Raw genomic sequence first — 18,864 nt, forward strand, 5'->3', positions numbered from 1 at the left:
CGCCGAATGGCGCCGTGCAGATTGATTGTTGAGAAATAGGCGGGTTATGCTCCCCGAGCCCCAGGCTCACAGATGGATTTCGGGGTGATAGTGAGCCGATATGTGACGATACCCATGATCTCTTTACTAAAAAATGCCAACCTCTTTGCGCCCCAGGCCCTTGGAGTTAAGGACCTGTTGGTCGCCGGTGGCAAAATAAGCGCTATCCTGGATCCATCGGAGACCACAGCCCCGGCGTTGCCAACGGGCTGGAATGTCGAGGTGGTGGATTGCGAGGGCGCCACTGCGTTACCCGGTTTTATCGATGGTCACGCCCATATTACCGGCGGCGGCGGAGAAGCAGGGTTTGCTACCCAGGTGCCACCGGTACCGCTGACGGATTTTACCGGCGTTGGAGTGACGACGGTGGTGGGTTTGTTGGGCACCGATGATACGACTCGTGGCACCGAAAACCTGTTGGCGAGAGTGTACGGTTTGCGCGAGGAGGGGATGTCAGCGTATTGCTGGACGGGTGGTTATCATTATCCCTTGACGACCCTGACCGGAAGCGCCAAAACGGATATCGTCTACCTGGAACCGGTGCTTGGCATCGGTGAGTTTGCGATCAGTGACCATCGTTCGAGCCAGCCGACCTATGAAGAGGTTGTTCGCCTGGCCAGTGAAGCACACGTCGCTGGGCTATTGACCGGAAAAGCCGGTGTTATTCATTTTCATCTGGGGGATGGCGAGCGGCGCCTGGAAATCATTGAACGGGCGATTCGTGAAACAGAGCTGCCCGCCCGGGTATTTAATCCGACCCACGTGAATCGCAACCCAGCGTTGTTCGACGATAGCTGCAAGCTACTCGACCTGGGTGGCTATATAGATATTACGGCCTTCCCCAAAGGATCGGCGGCGCCGGGACTCGAAGCGGTTGATGCGATCGCATTGGCGGTGAATCGTGGCCTGCCCCTGGACCGAATAACCCTGAGCTCGGATGGCGGCGGCTGTTTGCCCTGCTTCGATTCCCATGGCCAGCTGCAGCATATGGATTTCGGTCGCGCGGCGACGCTGCACGAAACCCTGCAAGCAGCGTTGCAAATGGGGTTGGGGATGGAGATTATTGCCCCCATGTTAAGCACTAATGTGGCGAACCTGTTAAGACTTAAGGGCAAGGGACGCATCGCCTGTGGATACGATGCGGATCTGGTGTTGTTAAATGCCAACAATGAAATTACCGATGTGATGGCCAAGGGACACTGGCACAAACGCAATGGAATGACGGTAATACGCGGAACTTTTGAATAGAGGTAGTTATGTGTCCAGCGAAAGTAGATGAGGGCCAGCAACGGGGCTTTGTCATTCCCATCGGCGGAGGGGAAGAGCGTATCAATGACCCGGTGGTTTTGCAGCGCTTTGTCGAGCTCTGTGGCGGAGACGCCGCTCGTATCGCCATCATCCCAACGGCATCCATGCTCGAGGAAACCGGCCCCAATTACGAGGCGGTCTTCGCGGAGCTGGGAGTAGAGAGTGCCGTGTCCCTGCCCATTCGCACCCGTGAAGATGCTGCGTTGCCCGAATATCTGGAGGCATTAGCCAGCGCGACCGGTATTTTTATGACCGGAGGCAATCAGCTGCGTCTCTCGACCATTTTGGGGGGCACAGCGGTTGCCCAAAGTATTCGGAGACTCAACGCCGTTGGCGTTCATGTCGCGGGTACCTCCGCCGGGGCGGCCATTATGCCCGAGCATATGATCGCCGGAGGTCCCTCGGGAGCACTGCCCAATGAGCAGGGGGTTACCTTTGCGCCGGGGATGGGGTTGATCAATAAGGTAATACTGGATCAGCATTTCAGCCAGCGTAACCGGTTGGGCAGGTTATTGACGGCGGTCTCCTATAACCCATTCGCATCAGGCCTTGGCATTTGCGAGGACACGGCGGCCTTTATTGGCCCGGATGACGTATTGGAGGTCGTGGGCAGTGGCAGCATTACTGTCGTGGACCCCTCCGAGCTGGAGCACAGCTCGATGGCCGAAGCGAGCTCCAATGATTCGATCACCCTGATCGGTTTAAAGCTGCACATGCTCAGTCGTGGCGCCAAGTATTGCCTTGCAACCCGCCAGGCGACACCCGCCTAAACCTATCTGTCTCAGACTCATCTGTCTCAGACCTTGCGGCTCGGTAGTGACTATCGGGCCGCAATTTTTTCCCGCTTCGGGCTATCAGGCCGACTTGATAGGGCACCATCCAAGAAAAAAGCTCATGGTTATGGTGGCAATTTAAGCGGGTTTGTTATCTATTTAGTTATCATAAAATGTTTCAAGGAAATGACCCCCCGTCTTGGGTCATGGTATCGGTGGCTGTCAGGATGCTTGAAAGCAATGGAGTGCTCTGGCCAGGAATTAGGAAGTTTCGATGAAAATTATCTCCTCAAATGTGTACGTTGGACCCAATGTATATGCTCATTTCCCGGTCATCCGCCATGTCGTTAACCTGGGTGTTTTGGAGCAGTATCCATCGGTAAAACTGGGGGCAGCGTTTATTCAGGGCCTCATTACGGCGCTACCCGGATTGCAGGAGCACGGGTGCTCCTACGGAGAGCCGGGTGGTTTTATCCGCCGCCTAAAGGAGGATGAGGGCACCTGGATCGCCCATATCTGGGAACACGTGACCCTTGAGCTCCAGTGCATGGCGGGCTCGGAAGTGACTTTTGGCAAGACCCGGGGCACCGGGGTGGAAGGCCAATACAACATGGTTTTTCAGTACAAGCAGCGTGATGTAGGTTTGGAGGCCGCTACGCTGGCGAGGAAACTGTTGGTGTCCTTGATGCCCGCCGACATCAGGGCGCAGGTTGACACCCGAGTGGAGGAATCCTTCGATTTCAGCGAAGAGCTGTCCGATTTTATCCGCTTTGCGCAGCGCAAGGAGTTTGGTCCCAGCACCCAGTCGCTGGTTAATGCGGCGGAGGAGCGGAACATTCCCTGGCTGCGCCTGAACCAATACAGCCTGGTGCAGTTTGGACACGGTAAGTACCAGCAACGCATTCAGGCGACCATCACCAGCCAAACCAACCACATCGCCGTGGAGATCTCCTGCGACAAGGAGGATACCCACAACCTGTTGAACGATCTCGGTTTGCCGGTACCGCAGCAGCGAATGGTGTATTCCGAGAGTCAGGCGTGCAGCGCCGCCAGGCGTGTCGGTTATCCGGTGGTTCTGAAACCCCTCAATGCCAATCATGGTCGCGGCGTCTCGATCAACCTCTCCAGTGACGAGGAGGTCAAAACCGCGTTCTCCCATGCCCGCGAGCATGGCACCAGCCGCGCGGTGTTGGTGGAGTCTTTCCTGACCGGACTCGACCATCGGATGTTGGTGGTGAACGGAGAGTTGGTGGCGGTTGCCAAGCGTGTGCCAGGGCATGTAATAGGTGATGGCAGCAGCACCATCTCCGAGTTGGTGGCACAGGTGAACCAGGATCCACGCCGAGGGGTGGGGCACGAGAAAGTGTTAACCCAGCTGGAGCTCGATGCACAGGCGTTGCGTTTGATGGCCGAGGCCGGTTATACCGAAGCATCGGTGCTGGCGGAGGGCGAACTATTTTATCTGCGCTCGACAGCAAACCTCTCCACTGGAGGCACCGCTATCGATATGACCGACGTCACCCATCCCGACAACATCGCCATGGCCGAGCGGGCCGTGCGGGCAGTCGGTCTTGACGTAGGAGGAGTAGATTTTCTCACCGCCGATATCACCCAATCCTATAAGGAGATTGGCGGCGGAATTGTCGAAGTTAATGCCGCGCCAGGGTTTCGCATGCATGTCGCACCCAGCGAGGGTAAACCCCGGGATGTGGCCGGTAAGGTGATGGAGATGCTGTTTCCGCAAGGCTCGCCGTCTCGCATTCCTATTGCCGGTATCACCGGCACCAACGGCAAAACCACGACGTCGAGGATGCTGGCCCATATCCTCAAAACTGCTGGCCACAATGTCGGTATGACCTCGACCGATGGTGTCTACGTGGATGGCCAGCTGTCGGTGAAGGGGGATATGACCGGTCCCGTATCGTCGCAGATTGTATTGCGTGATCCCTCGGTCGATGTGGCGGTACTGGAGACGGCCCGAGGAGGAATTTTACGCTCGGGCCTGGGTTACCGTGAAAGCGACGTCGCCGCTTGCTTGAACGTGCAGCCTGATCACCTGGGCATGAAAGGGATCGATACCCTGGACCAGCTCGCAGAGATCAAGCGTATTGTAGTGGAGGTCGCCAAAGATACCGCCGTGCTTAATGCCGATGATCCCCAGTGTTTGAAAATGGCCGAGCATACCCAGGCCAAAAACCTCTGTTACGTTACGATGAATACCGGCCACGGACTGGTACGCGAACATATTCGTGCAGGTGGCCGCGCGGTGGTGCTGGAGAGGGGCATTAACGGTGAGATGATCACCATTTTCGACAACGGAGCACATATACCGTTGCTGTGGACCCACCTGATTCCGGCCACTCTCGAGGGCAAGGCTACCCACAACGTACAAAATGCGATGTTTGCTGCTGCGCTGGCCTACAGCCTTGGAAAGTCGAACGAGCATATCCAGCATGGACTGCGTACCTTTAACACGACCTTCTTCCAGGCGCCGGGTCGAATGAATGTGTACGACGAGCATCCATTCCGGGTGATTCTTGACTACGCCCACAACCCCGATGGGGTTCGCTATATGAGCGAGTTGGCCAGCAAGCTGGAGGTGCCGGGTAAGCGAATTGTGGTTATCGCAGGCCCCGGTGACCGTCGGGACGAGGATCTGGAAGGGATTGCCAAAGCGGCAGCGGGTCACTTTGACCTTTATATATGTAAAGCGGATGACGATCGCCGTGGTCGAGGGGTGGATGAGGTACCCAATATTATGGCGGCGGGGCTGCGCGCCCAGGGAATCAGCGACGACAATATATTGGTGATAGCCGATGAAGTCGAAGCGGTCGATGAGGCACTTAATCGGGCGGCTCTTGATGATCTGGTGATCATTTTCGGAGACGCCATTACCCGTTGCTGGAAGCAGATTATCCACTTTAATGGGAAGGCGAGCGCGCCGGTGGAGCCTGAGATGAAACCGTTACAGACCGTGGTGTCGATGCTCGATAGCAATGATCCGGACCCCTTTGTGCTGGAGACGGGGATGAAGATCGTGCGTGATGAGCGGGGTGTACGCGTCGTTTCTGAAGTCGACGAAGAGAGCGATTAAATGAGCGATGGTGATTCTGTATTGAGCCCGGAGCTTATACTGGATGATGTGCGGCGGCTGACGGGCAAGAGCCTGCTGTGGGATAAGCCGGGGTCTATGCTTGATGGTTTTGTTCGCAACATGAGCAAAGATCGTGTTGTGGAGCATTGGCAGACGGTGGTCCGTCACCTTCTCGCCCGCCTTGGATGGCATGCTGAAACGACCTGTTATCGCATCTTTGAGGATGGGGTTAGCCTGGGGGTGAGCGCGCCCCTTGATGCGCTTTATGCCGCTTGCGATATCAACGAAACCGCATGGGAGATCACCTATTCCGAGTTATGCGGGCTACCCCGGGAGGAGAGTCTGGAGTGCGCAATCGAGCGTTTGCGTGGTGCGATTGTCGAGGAGCAGAATCCGGCGTTACTGGAACTGGTTGCCGAGGCCCAACGTCTTGGTGTGCCCTGGTTGAGCGATGATGATGAGTTTTCCCTGGGTTACGGAGCCCACGTCCGGGTATGGCCGGTGCAGGCATTACCCGATCCGGTTGAACTGAAATGGTCGAGCTTTAAACCGATCCCGCTGGCGATGGTGACAGGCACTAACGGCAAATCCACCAGTGTCCGTATCCTGTCGCAGATGATGGCAAAGGCGGGTCGCTGCTGTGGTGTCACTTCAACTGATTTTATTCGTGTCGGGGAGAGCATTCTCGATTACGGAGACTACTCGGGGCCAGGCGGTGCGCGTATGTTATTACGTCATCCCGACACCGAGGTTGCGATTTTGGAGGTGGCTCGCGGAGGTATACTGCGGCGAGGATTACCGGTTGATCGAGTCGATGCGGCGCTGATCACCAATATTGCAGAAGACCACCTGGGCCAATACGGCATCAACACCATTGAGGCGTTGGCGCAAGCCAAGGCGGTGGTGGCCAAGGCCCTTGATGGGGATGGCATGCTGGTGCTCAACGCCGATGATGAACAGTTACTGGCGCTGGCATCGACGCTGCGTGTTCGGTTGTGTTGGTTCTCCCTTGATGACGCCAATCCCATGCTCAAATCCCACCGTGCGCGCGGGGGTGCAACCTGCTTCGTGCACGATGGGCAACTGGTATACAGTGACCCGGGCGAAGGTATCGAGTCGGCGATTATTGCGGTGGATGATATCCCGATGACGCTTAACGGCGCCGCACGCCATAACATTTTGAATGCCTTGGGGGCGATTGGTGTCGCGAAGAGTATGGGGCTCAGCAACAGCGTCATTGCCGAGGCGTTGCAGCAGTTCTCCAGCAGTGTCGAGGATAATCCGGGCCGGGGTAACCAGTTTGAAGTTAATGGCGCGCGGGTGGTGATGGATTTTGCTCATAACGTACACAGTATGCAGGCGATGGCCTCGACCATCGCCCATATGCCAGCATCGCGAAAATTTCTGATGTTGAGTATGGCGGGTGATCGCAGCGATCATGAGATACAGCAATCGACCGAGACAGCGCTGGCAATGAAGCCTGACGTGTTTGTCGTTGCTGAACTGGAGATCTACCTGCGGGGGCGCGAGCCGGGAGAGGTACCGCGTTTGATTGCCCAAGCCGCCGTTAACCAGGGTTTCCCCGAAGACCATATTCGTATCGCCCAAAGCCCGCTTGAGGGGGCGCAACTCATTGTCGGGCAACTGCAACCCGGCGACCTTGCCCTGTTGCTGGCGCTGTCTGATCGGGAGCAGATTATCGAGTTGTTAAATGCCGCGGTGAAGTAACGGAGCCGCCGCAGTGTCGAGGCTGCTATTAGCGGAGATTGGTATTGATGGAAGTAGGTATTGATGGAGATAGGGGTAGTCCCATCAAGGATCTTTAGTAGACCAACAGGCTGCAAGGAAGGGAGATGTCCAAACTTCGATTAATCGTAAAAAAGCTCAAGAAACTGCGTTATGGTCGCGACTACGTGTTGGCCAGGCATCAGGGGCTGCGTTTCATGCTTCGGGCGTCTAACCATGTCGATAGGAAGCTGTTGGGCGGTGGGCGCTATGAAGCGGAGCAGATCAGCAAAGTGATCGGAATCATCAACCAGCGCAAGGTCGATCTCTTTGTAGATATCGGAGCAAATATCGGTGTTTACTCTATCCGCATAGCGAAAGCGTGCCCCGGCCTCGAAAAGGTAGTTGCTATAGAAGCCCAGATAGAAAACTACAATCAGTTGTGTGCAAACATTCGTCTCAATGATCTGGATCGTAGGGTAGATGCGCGCCATGTCGGCGCCAGCGACAAAGCCGGGGTGGTGGAGTTCTTGATTAATAAGGGCAGCAGCACGGGTACATCGAGGATCAAAGACACTGCTCCCAAGGACACCAAAGCCAGAAAATTTAACCTGGATATGGTGAAGGTCGATACGATCGATAACCTGTTGCAGGCGGTGGAGGGGCGCTCTATCTTTTTTAAGATTGATGTTGAAGGCCATGAACGCAATGTACTACTGGGAATGAAAAAGGTGTTGCAGAAAAACCACTGTTTTTTCCAGATAGAAATTTTGGACAGCAACCCACAGCGGGTCACGGAGGGGCTGGGTTTAAAGCCTATTGACCAGGTTGGCGGCGACCTCTATTTTGAATCGTTCCCTGAACCCAGCTGAGGTTTCAATAGGGTGCGCCATTGTTTACTGTTCGAGAGAGATTTCGAAATAATAAACAAGAAAACCATGCTGGCTCCTCTTGTTATTTCATTGCACTCAGGCAAGGGAGGTAAACCCCTATGGCCGACCCTGATGTCGTAGAAAAACTCGATGTTTTTGACCGTGCTCTGGTGGTTATCTATCGCAGTGCCATCACTCTGGCCGCACTCTATTTCCTATTGGCCGCAGGCGTATGGTTCGCCTGGTCTATAGAGCCCCAGCGCCTGGTATTGCTGATGCTGTCGGCCACCATGATGGCGACATCGTTGCACATCTACGCCAAGATAATCCGGTATCTGCTTCTACTCAGTACCCTGTTGGGAATACTGTGGGTTGCGGTAGGGGCGTCCTTAGGGATAGCGGCACATCCTCTGGTGGCAGAAGGCTTGCTGCTGGTGACGGTGTCCGGGGTGGCGTACAAGGAGAGTCACTGCTTTCGTGTTCCGGGCTTGCAGTGGATGCCCCTGCTTTTGTTGGTGTTGGTTCTTCTACGGTATCTGCACAGCCCAGTCTTGGCGCCAGGGGTATCGCTGGTGGCTGCCGTCTTGATGGGTTATCTATCGATTAAAAAGTGGCAGATGCCGCTGTATTTCGATATTGGTGATCGCAGCAAATACCAGAATTAATGCCATAACAGACATTAATTCTGGCTGCGGAGGGTTTAAACCACGCCCTGGCTGCGTAGGTAGTCTTCGTAGGTGCCGTGGAAATCAACGACCCCCGTTGGTGTCAGCTCGATGATTCGGGTGGCCAGCGAGGAGACAAATTCCCGGTCGTGACTGACGAAGACCAATGTACCGGAGTAGTCTTCCAGTGCCTGGTTGAGGGATTCGATCGATTCCATATCAAGGTGGTTAGTAGGCTCATCCATCAACAGGATGTTGGGGCGCTGCAGCATCATTTTGCCGAACAGCATGCGACCCTGCTCACCACCGGAGATCACCTTGACCGATTTCCCGATTTCGTTCTGGGAGAACAGCAGGCGCCCGAGGGTGCCACGAATCGCTTGCTCGTCGTCGCCCTCTTTGCCCCACTGGTTCATCCAGTCAAAGAGCGTTTTGTTGCATTCGAAGTCGGCGGCGTGGTCCTGGGCGTAGTAACCCAGCTGGCTATTCTCGGACCACTTAACGTTACCCGCGCTGGGTTCAAGGTCGCCGAACAGGCAGCGCAACAGCGTCGATTTGCCGATACCGTTGGGGCCAATCACGGCAATTTTTTCCCCGACTTCGACCATCAGGTTAAGGTCGCTGAACAGCTTTTCGTCGTCGTAGGACTTGGCCAGCCCCTCGACCTCGAGTGCGAGGCGGTGCAGCTTTTTCTCCTGCTCGAAACGGATATAGGGGTTCTGGCGACTGGAGGGCTTGATCTCGTCGAGCTGAATCTTGTCGATCTGCTTGGCCCGCGAGGTTGCCTGCTTGGACTTGGAGGCGTTGGCGGAGAAGCGGCTGACGAAGGATTTTAGCTCCGAAATCTGCGCCTTTTTCTTCGCATTTTCGGACAGCAGACGCTCCCGCGCCTGAGTGGACGCGGTCATGTATTGGTCGTAGTTACCCGGGTATAGACGTAGCTCACCGTAGTCCATGTCCGCCATGTGGGTGCAGACACTGTTGAGGAAGTGACGGTCGTGGGAGATGATGATCATGGTGCAGTTGCGCTCGTTGAGCACCCCTTCCAACCAGCGAATGGTGTTGATGTCGAGGTTGTTGGTGGGTTCGTCCAGCAGCATGACATCGGGGTTGGAGAACAGCACCTGAGCCAGCAGTACACGCAGCTTCCAGCCCGGAGCGACCTTGCTCATGGGGCCGAAGTGGAGCTCTTCCTCGATCCCCACTCCCAGCAGCAGTTCACCGGCGCGAGATTCGGCGGTGTAGCCATCCATTTCGGCAAATTCGGATTCCAGCTCGCCGGCGCGGATGCCGTCGGCTTCGGTCATCTCCGGGTTGGCGTAAATGGCGTCACGCTCGGCCTTTACCGCCCACAACTCCTCGTGTCCCATGATCACGGTATCGATGACGCTGAACTCCTCGAAGGCAAACTGATCCTGCTTTAGCTTACCGAGGCGCTCATTGGGGTCTTTGGAGACGTTACCCGCGGTGGGCTCGAGATCGCCACCAAGGATTTTCATAAAGGTCGATTTACCGCAACCGTTAGCGCCGATCAGGCCGTAGCGATTGCCCTCGCCAAATTTGACGGAGACATTTTCAAACAGTGGCTTGGCGCCAAACTGCATGGTGATATTGGCAGTAGTGAGCAATGTAGTAATCCGGGTTAAGGTATTTAAAGAGGAGGTCGTCTCCCTGCTGTGGCGAAGGCTCGGCAGCAGTGAGCAAAAAATAGGCGCGCATTATGCCAATTTAAGTTCTGTGGGGAAAGGGGCGAAGGGCGCCAATTGAGGTTTAGGCCCCGTAGGCAAAGGGGCAAGGGGCCTGATTCCTGGGGTGGGGGTCAGGCGTTGATGTGGTCATTGATGACCCGCAGGAAGTCGGCGCCGTACTTGTCCAGTTTACGCTGGCCCACGCCACTGATGTGGCTAAACTCGGTCAGGCTTTGGGGAACCTCGTAGCACATCTCCTGCAGGGTGCGGTTGCTGAAGATCACATAGGGGGGGACCCCTTGTGTGTCGGCCAACTCACGACGGCATTCGCGCAATGCTTCCCACAGCGCCACATCGATATCGTCCGGCAGGGCGGTTTTGGTCTGCTGTTTGGTCACCTTTTTGAGGGTGTCACGGCGCAGCTGAATACTCTCTTCTCCCCGCAGCAGTGAGCGGCAATGGCTCTCCAGTTGCAAGGCGCCGTAGCCCTCCACGTCGACCCGTAAATAGCCTCGGCCTACCAGTTGACGGAACACCGAACTCCACTGGTTTTTGTCCAGTGCCTTACCGATGCCGAAAGTGGGCAGGCGGTGATGGTCGCACTGGATAATTTTGTCGGTTTCACTGCCGAGCAGCAGGTCGATCAGGTGGTTGACCCCAAACCGCTGGCCGGTGCGATAGGCGGCGCTGAGGGCCATGCGTGCGGCTTCGGTGCCATCCCAGGTATCCACCGGCTCGAGGCAGGTATCGCAGTTGCCGCAGGGCTCGGGCCTGTCGTCGCCAAAATAGGCCAGTAGAGCCTGACGCCGACAACTGGTGATTTCGCAGAGTCCCAGCATTGCGTTGAGACGGTGTTGCTCAACCCGCTTGAACGCTTCGTTACCCTGGGAGTTGGCCATCATCTGGCGCAGTTTGATCACATCCTGCAAGCCGTACACCATCCACGCGTTTGCGGCCTCACCATCGCGTCCGGCACGTCCGGTCTCCTGATAGTAAGCTTCCACGGTCTTGGGTAGGTCGAGATGGGCAACAAAGCGCACATCGGGTTTGTCGATTCCCATGCCGAAGGCGATCGTGGCGACAACAATGACACCCTCTTCGCGCAAGAAGCGGGATTGGTTTTCGGCGCGGGTTTCCGCAGGCAAACCCGCGTGGTAGGGCAGGGCGGTAAATCCCTGCTGCCCCAGCCAGTTTGCTATCTCTTCGGTTTTGCGCCGCGACAGGCAGTAAACGATACCGGCGTCGTTGGCGTGTTCCGCTTTCAGGAAGCGCAGCAGTTGCTGGCGGGCGTTGTGTTTGAGGGCGATGCGATAGCGGATGTTTGGGCGGTCGAAACCGGCGATAAACTGACGCGCCTGCTCGAGCTGTAAACGGGTGACGATCTCGGCGCGGGTGCGCTCATCAGCGGTCGCTGTCAATGCAATACGGGGAATATGAGGAAACTGCTGGTGCAGCAGCGATAGTTGCAGATAGTCGGAGCGAAAATCGTGCCCCCACTGGGAAACGCAATGGGCCTCGTCGATGGCGAACAGCGCGATCCGGGCTTGGGACAGCAGCTGTTGGGTGCGTTCCTGTACCAGTCGCTCGGGGGCGATATACAGCAGGTCGAGCTCGCCGTTGAGCAGTGCCTGCTCGACCGATTGCACGGTGGCAAAGTCGAGGGTGGAGTTGAGAAAACTGGCCCGTACCCCCAGCTCACGCATGGCGCTGACCTGGTCCTGCATCAGGGCGATCAGGGGGGAGATCACCACCCCACAGCCAGGGCGTGCCAGCGCTGGAATCTGGTAGCAGAGCGATTTACCGCCACCGGTGGGCATCAGCACCAGCGCATCGCCACCCTCAATGAGCGTCTGGATGATCTCATCCTGGGGCGGGCGGAAGGCGTCGTAGCCGAAGGTTTTTTTGAGGATGTCGAGGGCAAGGGTCATGGCGGCGCAGTATACCCGAACGGGGCCGCCATGGATCCCCCGCGTCCGAGGATACGGATCAAATTCAGATGGCCTATGAACCCTTCTCAAGGGCGTCGGTATCGGGATGCGCAGGCAGAATCAGAGCTGTAAGCAGCGGTCGGCAACCTGCTCAACATCATCGTTCTGGTGGGTCACCATCAGCAGGGTTTTGCCCCCTGACTTGGCGGTATTTCGGGTCCAGCGGGTGGCGAGCTGGCGGGTATGGGAGTCGAGTTCGGCGAAGGGTTCATCGAGTAATACGATAGCTTCCGGGCGCAGCAGGGTGCGAATGAGGGCGATGCGCTGGCGTTGGCCGCCGGACAGCTCGGGGGGCTTTTTGTTGAGCTGGTCATCGACCTCAAGCTCGGCGGCGGCATGGCGCAGGGCCTGCTCTGGCACTGCGCCGTCAAAGCCCAGGCAGAGGTTTTGCCACACCCCAAGGTGCTCAAACAGATTGTGATCCTGGAACAGCAGGCTCACCGGGCGTGCCTCTGGTGGTAGCGAGTCCAATGACGCTCCCTGCCAGCGGATGCTGCCCTTTCGTGGCGAGAGGAAGCCCGCTATGGCGCTGAGCAAGCTGCTTTTTCCCGCTCCACTGCGGCCCTGAATGGCCAGAATTTGGCCCGCCTCCAGTTGCAGGTCATAGCGCAGGTTACGCCCGTCCCGCTGCAGTAGTAGATGATCGATCTCAAGCATAGGGTGAGGCTCCGGGTAAAGAGGTGCTCGCGCCGCGGTTGTCGGTCTGCGGGGCTGTACGCTGTAGGCGCCCAATGCCCCACAGGCTAAGGCCACAGATTATCAGTAGCAGCAGGGAGGCCAGGCTCGCTTCGGCAATGCGATAGCTGCTGGCGTAGCCGTAGATCAGCCAGGGTAGCGTTGGTTGCGCAGGGTTGCCGAAGATGGCGAAAATCGCGACATCTCCCATCGCCAGCACCAACACCAAGGCAAAGCTGGCAGCAACCACGGGCTGCAGGAAGGGCCACTCTGCGCGCCAGCGTTGCAGCGAGCGCAGTTTCAGGTTTCGCATAAGGGGGTCGTATTGCTGATCGAACTGCAGCAGGCGAGGTTTGAGCTGCTGCACCGCAAAGGGAAGGATCAGCAGGGTATTGAGCAACACGACCCACACCAACCCCCAGCGTTGTAGGTCATGATAGGGTAGCAGCAATACGAACAGGCCCACGGACAGCACCATCGCGGGAGTGACCAGCTGGTGGGTCGCGAGCCACTCCAGCAGCAGTTGACGCCTGGGTTGCCGTGAACGGCTCGCCGCGCGCAGCGGTTGCAGTATCAGGTAGGCGAGGCCGGTCGCTCCCAGGGCGGCACCAGATCCCAGCCCGAGGGTGAGCAGGGTGGGTTGCACCAGCGCCAGATATTGAAGGTTGGGTAACCCCTCCCGCAGTATGGCGGGTACTAATGCCAGCAAGGGCAACAGCAGTACCACCCAGGTACCGAAGTAGAGGGTTTGCATAAGCCGCCGGGTGCCCCTTCGGGGGCGGGGTATCCGCGGTGGGCTCGCGGTATCCAGCGATAGCCAGGCGCTGTTGCCGAAGCGGGCGACCAGCAGAAACAGCCCCCCGGCGATCAACAGCTGGGTCCAGGCCAGGGTGAGGGCTTCGGGGAGGTTAAAGTCGTACTTCAGGGCCTGGTAGATCGCTACTTCGAGAGTGGTGGAACGGGGGCCTCCCCCCAGTGCCAGTACAATGGCGAAGCTGTTGAAGCAGAGAATGAACACCAGCCCTAGCAGCATCGATAAACGGCCGCGCAACATGGGCCATTCGATATGTCGAAGGCGCTGGCCCGGAGACAGTTTGAGTTGGTGAGCCAGTTGCCAGCTGCTGGCGGGAATCGCCTGCAGTTGCAGGTAGATCATGCGCACGGCGAAGGGCAGGTTGAGTAACAGGTGTCCCAGCAGGATGCCGGCCAGTCCATAGAGGTTCCAGGGTTTGCCGGTCAGCAGGCTAAGCAGGGGCGAGAGCAAACCGGCATGCCCGAGCAGGGCGACCAGCCCGGTAATCAGGATCAGGGTCGGCATCACGAAGTAGAGCAAGCACAGTCCCAGGAAGGCGTTTCGCGCCGGCAGCTCGGGCAAATAGTAGAGCGCTCGGGCAATGGGCCAGGCCGGCAGCACCGCCAGCAGAGAGCTGAGCAGCGCCTGCCACAGTGAGAAGCGCAGGATCTGGTGAAAGTAGGGATCTTGCAACAGGTGCCAGTCGGGTCCGCTGTGGCTGAAGCCGATTAGCCCGGCAAAGGCCAGTACGGTGACCAGCAGGGAGGCCCCCAACGCGACCCAGCCCGTCAGCTGTAGCGGGTGAGCAGGTTGGTGCCCTAACGGGAGGCCGCGCTGCGCCATTCCCGTATCCATTGCTGGCGATTATCCGCCACCTCGGTGGGTGAAAAACCGATGCGCTGTGGGGTGATCAGGCGTGAAAACGCCTCCGGCAGCTCGATCCCCTCGGTTACCGGCAGCATCCAGTTGTGGGTCGCGATGATGACCTGCGCCTCGGGGCTGAGGAGAAAGCTGAGAAACTTCCGCGCGCGCTCGGGCTGCTGGCTGTAGCGGCTGATCGCGGCGACCTCGATCTGGGCGACATGGCCTTCGCTAAACAGCGCCGCCTGGTAGCGGTCGATGTTCTCGTTAACCTGATGGTAGGCGGGGGAGCTATTGTAGCTCAAGACGTAATCGGCATCGCCCTGCAGGAACAGGCTATAGGCTTCCCACCAGCCCTTGGTCACGGTCAGGGTATGCGACGCCAGCTGTTGCCAGGCCGCTTCCGACTGGTCGCCATAGACCGCCTTGACCCAGAGCATCAGGCCCTGTCCCGGCGTGCTGGTGCGCGGGTCCTGGTAGATGATGCGTGCATCGGACGCGATCAGTTGGCGCAAAGAGGTCGCCGGATTGGCGATCGACTCGCGATTATAGATAAAGGCGAAATAGCCGTAATCGAAGGGGACGAAGGCCTTGTCGTGCCAATCCAGTTCGGGCTTCAAAGGGGGCAGGGCGAGGCCGTGGGGCTGCACCAGTTGTTCGCGGTGGGCGACCTCGATCAGTGCGTCGTCCAGACCCAAAATCAGGTCGGCGCGGGTATTGCTCCCCTCGATGCGCAGCCGGTTTAGCAGGCTGACGCCATCTTCGGAGGAGACGAATTCGATAGAGCAATCGCAACGCTGCTCGAAGGTTTTCTGCAGCAGCGGCCCCGGCCCCCATTCCGAGACGAAGGAGCTGTAGGTGTAGACTCGCAAGTCCGCAGCCGTTACCGGTAATGCCAGGCTGGCCAGGAGCAAGCTAAGGAATCGCAGCAGGGGGTATTTCATGAATGCCTCGCAGCGGCGAAAGAACGGCACGCGGCGGTCAGGGCTGCGCGACTTATTTCCTCCGCCAGTATTAACTGGATCAGGTTATACGGGTTAAACTCTCAGCCTGATGGCGGTCTGGATCGCCTGATCCTTTTGCCCCGGGCACCCCGATAAGACGTCGGATGATTCTATCGTACTCACTGGAGAGGCGCTATGACAGCGGCAACAGAGCAAGGCGGCTTCGATGATCCGCGCTTCTCCGAGGTGCACGACTATCTGGGCGGTGTTCCCCGCTGGCAGGCCCTGACGCAGGGCAGTAGCAATCGACTCTATCGCGCCCATTATGAGGGCCGGGCCCTTATGCTGCGGCTTAATGCCAGCCCGGAATGGACCCCGGGGGTCTCACGATCGGTTGAAGCGCAGGTATTGGCGCGTATTCAGGGCCACTGCTGGGCGCCACAGGTGCTTCATAACCCCTGGCGACAGGGGTGGTGCCTGATGCGTGATCATGGTGTGCCCCTGCCCGCAGTCGGAACCAACGGCGAAGAGTTCATGGTGACCTCCCTGTTGGCGGCGATTGAACAGTGGCAATCGCTGCAGGGGTTGCCAGTCGAGGAGGATGCACGGCTGTTATCCCGGTATCGGCAACCACTGGGGCGGCACCCTCTATGGAGCGATCTTATCAAGCGCGGTGAACGGGTGCTGAAGGCGTTACCTCTACTGCCCCGCTGCCTGACCCATCACGACCTGCACCGGGGTAACCTGTGCGGCGAACAGGGGCAGTGGGTGGTGCTGGACTGGGAATATGCCGCTTGCGGCAATCCCTGGTTCGATGGCGCCGCGTTGCAGCGCCAGTTCGGGGTGGGTGTTCAACCCATCGCCGAGCTCCCCGCCTGGCGGGGTTTGTCTGTGGCTCGTTGTGAGGAGGGCTTACAAAGCGCACTGTGGCTGGACGAACTGCTGGCCTGCCTCTGGTATGCGGTACGTGATGATGCCTGTGGGGGTGATGAAAACACGCGCGCTCGCGCCGAACTGCTGCTGGCTTCTGCCGGTCCTGCGTAGCGATCGTTAGTTACTGCCCCAGGAACGACAGGGCGATGCCACGTAGCCGCTCTTTTTCCTGGGCGGTGATAAAACTGGCGTCGATGGCATTGATGGTGAACTGGCACAGCTCTGCTTTACTGAGGGTGTGGGCGTTTGCCACCGCCATATAGTTGTCGGTCATATAGCCGCCAAATGGTAGGTAAATCGGCCTTCGGTTGCGGCAACAAACTCCAGCTGATGGCGGATGCAGGTCGGGTAGTCCTCTTCATGGTGACTGACAAATAGCAGTGTACTGTCGCCGAGCAGACCGATCTGGTCGAGGAGTTTCAGCACCATCTGGCGATTGATCTCATCGAGGCCCTGGCAGGGCTCGTCGAGAATCAACAGCGGGGGATGTTTCACCATGGCGCGGGCGATCAGCAGCATGCGTTGCTCGCCGTAGGAGAGTTGCGCGATGGGGGTATTAGCGTGGTGTTCGAGGTGAATCAGGCGCAACCATTCGCGTCCCAGTTGTTTCTGGTGGTCGGAGGGTTTGGAGTAGACACCGATGGTATCGAAAAAACCGGAGATGATCATGTTAAGTGCGCTGATGGGTACCCGATAGTTAAGTTGCAAGCTGGAGGAGACCAGCCCCAGGTGCTGTTTGATCTCCCAGATGCTTTCGCCGCTGCCGCGCTGAATGCCGAACAGGCGAATGTCGTTGGCGTAACTCTGGGGGTGGTCGCCGCTGACCAAACTCAGGAGGGTGGTTTTGCCGCAACCGTTGGGTCCGCGTACCGCCCAGTGCTGGCCGGGGTTCACCTGCCAGTTAAGGCCGTCGATGATGGTTTTTTCGGCGTAACTAACCCGAATATTACTCATGTTTACCAGCGGTTGATCGGCTGGCGGTGGGTTGGTCTCCTGTGCCGGGTCGCGTTCGGGTAATGTGTCGGGAAGCTGGTGGAGATTGTGCAAGGTTTCCAGTGCGCCACCATCGAGCATCTGTTCCCGTGGTCCCTTGGCCAGCAACCTGCATTGCTGCACGTAGGCGATGTGGGTGACTTCGGGCAGTAGTTCACTGAAACGGTTGAGCAGCAGCACCACCGTAACGCCCTTGCTCATCAGGTTGGAGATCAGCTGCTCCAATGCCCGGTGACTCTCTACATCCAACCCGTCGAAGGGTTCATCCAGTACCAACAGGTCCGGCTGGCGCATCAGCGCCCGAGCCAGTAATAACTTGCGAGTCTCCCCCGTGGAGAGCAGGCGAAAGCCACGATCCAGAATCTCATTCATGCCGAGCAGTGTCGCGAGTTCATGCAGGCGACTCTCATTTTGCACCTCCTGCTGAATCAGCTCTCTGACGGGAGTGCCGGTGTCGACCCGGTCCAGAAAGTCGGTGTCGTCCTTGTAGCGCTCTGCTTCCAGCAGCTCCTGCTGTTTTTCGAATGATACATACCCGATTCGTTGTGGTCGCTCGCTCACTTCACCGCTGGCGGGACTGAGGTCGCCGCTTAGGAGTTGTCCGATCAGGCTCTTGCCCGAGCCATTGCCGCCCAGTAACGCCCACTGCTGGCCGGGACCGAGTTCCCAGTGTTCGATCGTCAGGGCGCGGGTTTTGCTTAAGGGGTGCTGGATCCGGTTCAGTTTCATGGTGCGGGTCGACTGGTTTGAAAAAAGGAGGGGTAGTGTGCCGTTTTTTGGGGGACAGGGGTAGGGTAATGGTTGCAGGAGCGGCTCCGCTGCGCGGCGGTTTAGAGGGCGATCTATGCAGCGGGGGCAGCTGATGAATTGCCCGGGTATCAAATCCAAGGCTGTATATTTTTTCAAAGAAGTCAGCTTTGGTAGCCACATTAATAGCGAATCTGACAAAATGGATACTGGCCCCTGAAACCCTGTACCCAAAGGAGATATTCAATGGAAGCCAGTGCAATATTACAACCTGTATTCGTGGTTGGATTACTAACCGCCGTGATGGGTTTGTGGATGGCCGTAACGCGCGTGCCTGCAATGAACAGGATGGGTATTCATCCACAAAAGGCGCAGGACACCAGTAACCTCAAGGAGCTGCTCCCCAAAGAGGTCATGCGCATATCCAACAATTATAATCACCTGTTCGAGCAGCCCACGTTATTCTACGCGGTCGCCATATCCATTGCGGTGCTTGGGCATGTCGATGCATTTTACGTTGGCTGTGCCTGGACCTATGCGGGGCTGCGTATTGTGCACTCGCTGGTACAGGCGACCGTCGATATTGTGTTGTTACGCTTTGGGATCTTTATCCTCTCCTGGGTGGTACTGGGGATTATGCTTATCCGTGAAACCCTGGCGGTGTTTTAGACCGGGTCGTCACTTCCATGGAGGGTTGCAGGCAGCCATTCGATACCGAGCTTCAAGGGCTAAAAAATCGGCCTCCCAGGCGCTGTGCAACCCTCCT

Annotated in this window: 15 protein-coding genes and 1 riboswitch; of the genes, 8 read left to right on the plus strand and 7 right to left on the minus strand. The window is 57.6% G+C overall.

All coding sequences use genetic code 11. From position 1 onward, the window contains the following. The first annotated feature begins 84 nt into the window (after positions 1–84). The 6 genes from iadA (at position 85) to ACP3PW_RS13545 (ending at position 8,476) form a co-directional block, all read left to right on the plus strand. Positions 85–1,287 carry a beta-aspartyl-peptidase gene (gene iadA / locus ACP3PW_RS13520; protein ID WP_426417256.1) on the plus strand — a complete coding sequence of 401 codons (1,203 nt, stop codon included), beginning with the start codon at positions 85–87 and terminating at the stop codon, positions 1,285–1,287. Between the two features lie 8 nt (positions 1,288–1,295). Further along, positions 1,296–2,117 (plus strand): cyanophycinase, encoded by an 822-nt coding sequence (locus tag ACP3PW_RS13525; RefSeq protein ID WP_426417257.1) that lies wholly within the window; start codon positions 1,296–1,298, stop codon positions 2,115–2,117. Between the two features lie 277 nt (positions 2,118–2,394). After that, the gene (gene cphA, locus ACP3PW_RS13530) at positions 2,395–5,214 is read left to right on the plus strand and encodes a cyanophycin synthetase (protein ID WP_426417258.1); all 2,820 of its coding nucleotides are present in this window, start codon (positions 2,395–2,397) and stop codon (positions 5,212–5,214) included. Beyond that, positions 5,215–6,942 (plus strand): Mur ligase family protein, encoded by a 1,728-nt coding sequence (locus tag ACP3PW_RS13535; protein ID WP_426417259.1) that lies wholly within the window; start codon positions 5,215–5,217, stop codon positions 6,940–6,942. Between the two features lie 125 nt (positions 6,943–7,067). Further along, positions 7,068–7,811 carry an FkbM family methyltransferase gene (locus tag ACP3PW_RS13540; protein ID WP_426417260.1) on the plus strand — a complete coding sequence of 248 codons (744 nt, stop codon included), beginning with the start codon at positions 7,068–7,070 and terminating at the stop codon, positions 7,809–7,811. 119 nt (positions 7,812–7,930) lie between these two features. Beyond that, positions 7,931–8,476, plus strand: coding sequence for a DUF2301 domain-containing membrane protein (locus ACP3PW_RS13545; protein WP_426417261.1), 546 nt, complete (start codon positions 7,931–7,933; stop codon positions 8,474–8,476). Positions 8,477–8,511: 35 nt separating this feature from the next. Here the strand turns inward: ACP3PW_RS13545 and ACP3PW_RS13550 are convergent, their stop codons facing one another. The 5 genes from ACP3PW_RS13550 to thiB form a co-directional block, all read right to left on the minus strand. Continuing rightward, the gene (locus ACP3PW_RS13550; RefSeq protein ID WP_426417262.1) at positions 8,512–10,104 is read right to left on the minus strand and encodes an ABC-F family ATPase; all 1,593 of its coding nucleotides are present in this window, start codon (positions 10,102–10,104) and stop codon (positions 8,512–8,514) included. Positions 10,105–10,295: 191 nt separating this feature from the next. After that, positions 10,296–12,092, minus strand: coding sequence for a DNA helicase RecQ (recQ, locus tag ACP3PW_RS13555; RefSeq protein WP_426417263.1), 1,797 nt, complete (start codon positions 12,090–12,092; stop codon positions 10,296–10,298). Between the two features lie 120 nt (positions 12,093–12,212). Further along, entirely contained in the window at positions 12,213–12,809 is a 597-nt protein-coding gene (locus ACP3PW_RS13560; protein WP_426417264.1) for an ATP-binding cassette domain-containing protein, read from the minus strand. After that, on the minus strand, positions 12,802–14,475 hold the full coding sequence (locus ACP3PW_RS13565) for an ABC transporter permease subunit (protein WP_426417265.1): 1,674 nt from the start codon (positions 14,473–14,475) through the stop codon (positions 12,802–12,804). The genes ACP3PW_RS13560 and ACP3PW_RS13565 overlap by 8 nt, the downstream gene beginning before the upstream one ends. Continuing rightward, a complete protein-coding gene (thiB, locus tag ACP3PW_RS13570; protein ID WP_426417266.1) occupies positions 14,439–15,425 on the minus strand; it encodes a thiamine ABC transporter substrate binding subunit in 987 nt (328 codons plus the stop codon). Before thiB ends, ACP3PW_RS13565 begins: the two co-directional genes overlap by 37 nt. Before the next feature lie 39 nt (positions 15,426–15,464). After that, positions 15,465–15,587, minus strand: a riboswitch (TPP riboswitch). 33 nt (positions 15,588–15,620) lie between these two features. Between thiB and ACP3PW_RS13575 the strand changes: the two genes are divergently transcribed. Then, positions 15,621–16,469: a phosphotransferase gene (locus ACP3PW_RS13575; RefSeq protein ID WP_426417267.1), complete on the plus strand. Its 849-nt coding sequence runs from the start codon at positions 15,621–15,623 to the stop codon at positions 16,467–16,469. Positions 16,470–16,479: 10 nt separating this feature from the next. Here the strand turns inward: ACP3PW_RS13575 and ACP3PW_RS13580 are convergent, their stop codons facing one another. Both ACP3PW_RS13580 and modF read right to left on the minus strand, forming a co-directional pair. Beyond that, a complete protein-coding gene (locus ACP3PW_RS13580; RefSeq protein WP_426417268.1) occupies positions 16,480–16,632 on the minus strand; it encodes a hypothetical protein in 153 nt (50 codons plus the stop codon). Beyond that, complete coding sequence (gene modF / locus ACP3PW_RS13585; RefSeq protein WP_426417269.1) at positions 16,629–18,080, minus strand: molybdate ABC transporter ATP-binding protein ModF; 1,452 nt, start codon at positions 18,078–18,080, stop codon at positions 16,629–16,631. Before modF ends, ACP3PW_RS13580 begins: the two co-directional genes overlap by 4 nt. Before the next feature lie 264 nt (positions 18,081–18,344). Between modF and ACP3PW_RS13590 the strand changes: the two genes are divergently transcribed. Continuing rightward, positions 18,345–18,767: an MAPEG family protein gene (locus ACP3PW_RS13590; RefSeq protein WP_426417270.1), complete on the plus strand. Its 423-nt coding sequence runs from the start codon at positions 18,345–18,347 to the stop codon at positions 18,765–18,767. The last annotated feature ends 97 nt before the right edge of the window (positions 18,768–18,864 follow it).

It is taken from the genome of Aestuariirhabdus sp. LZHN29, assembly GCF_049985285.1.
Lineage (GTDB): Bacteria > Pseudomonadota > Gammaproteobacteria > Pseudomonadales > Aestuariirhabdaceae > Aestuariirhabdus.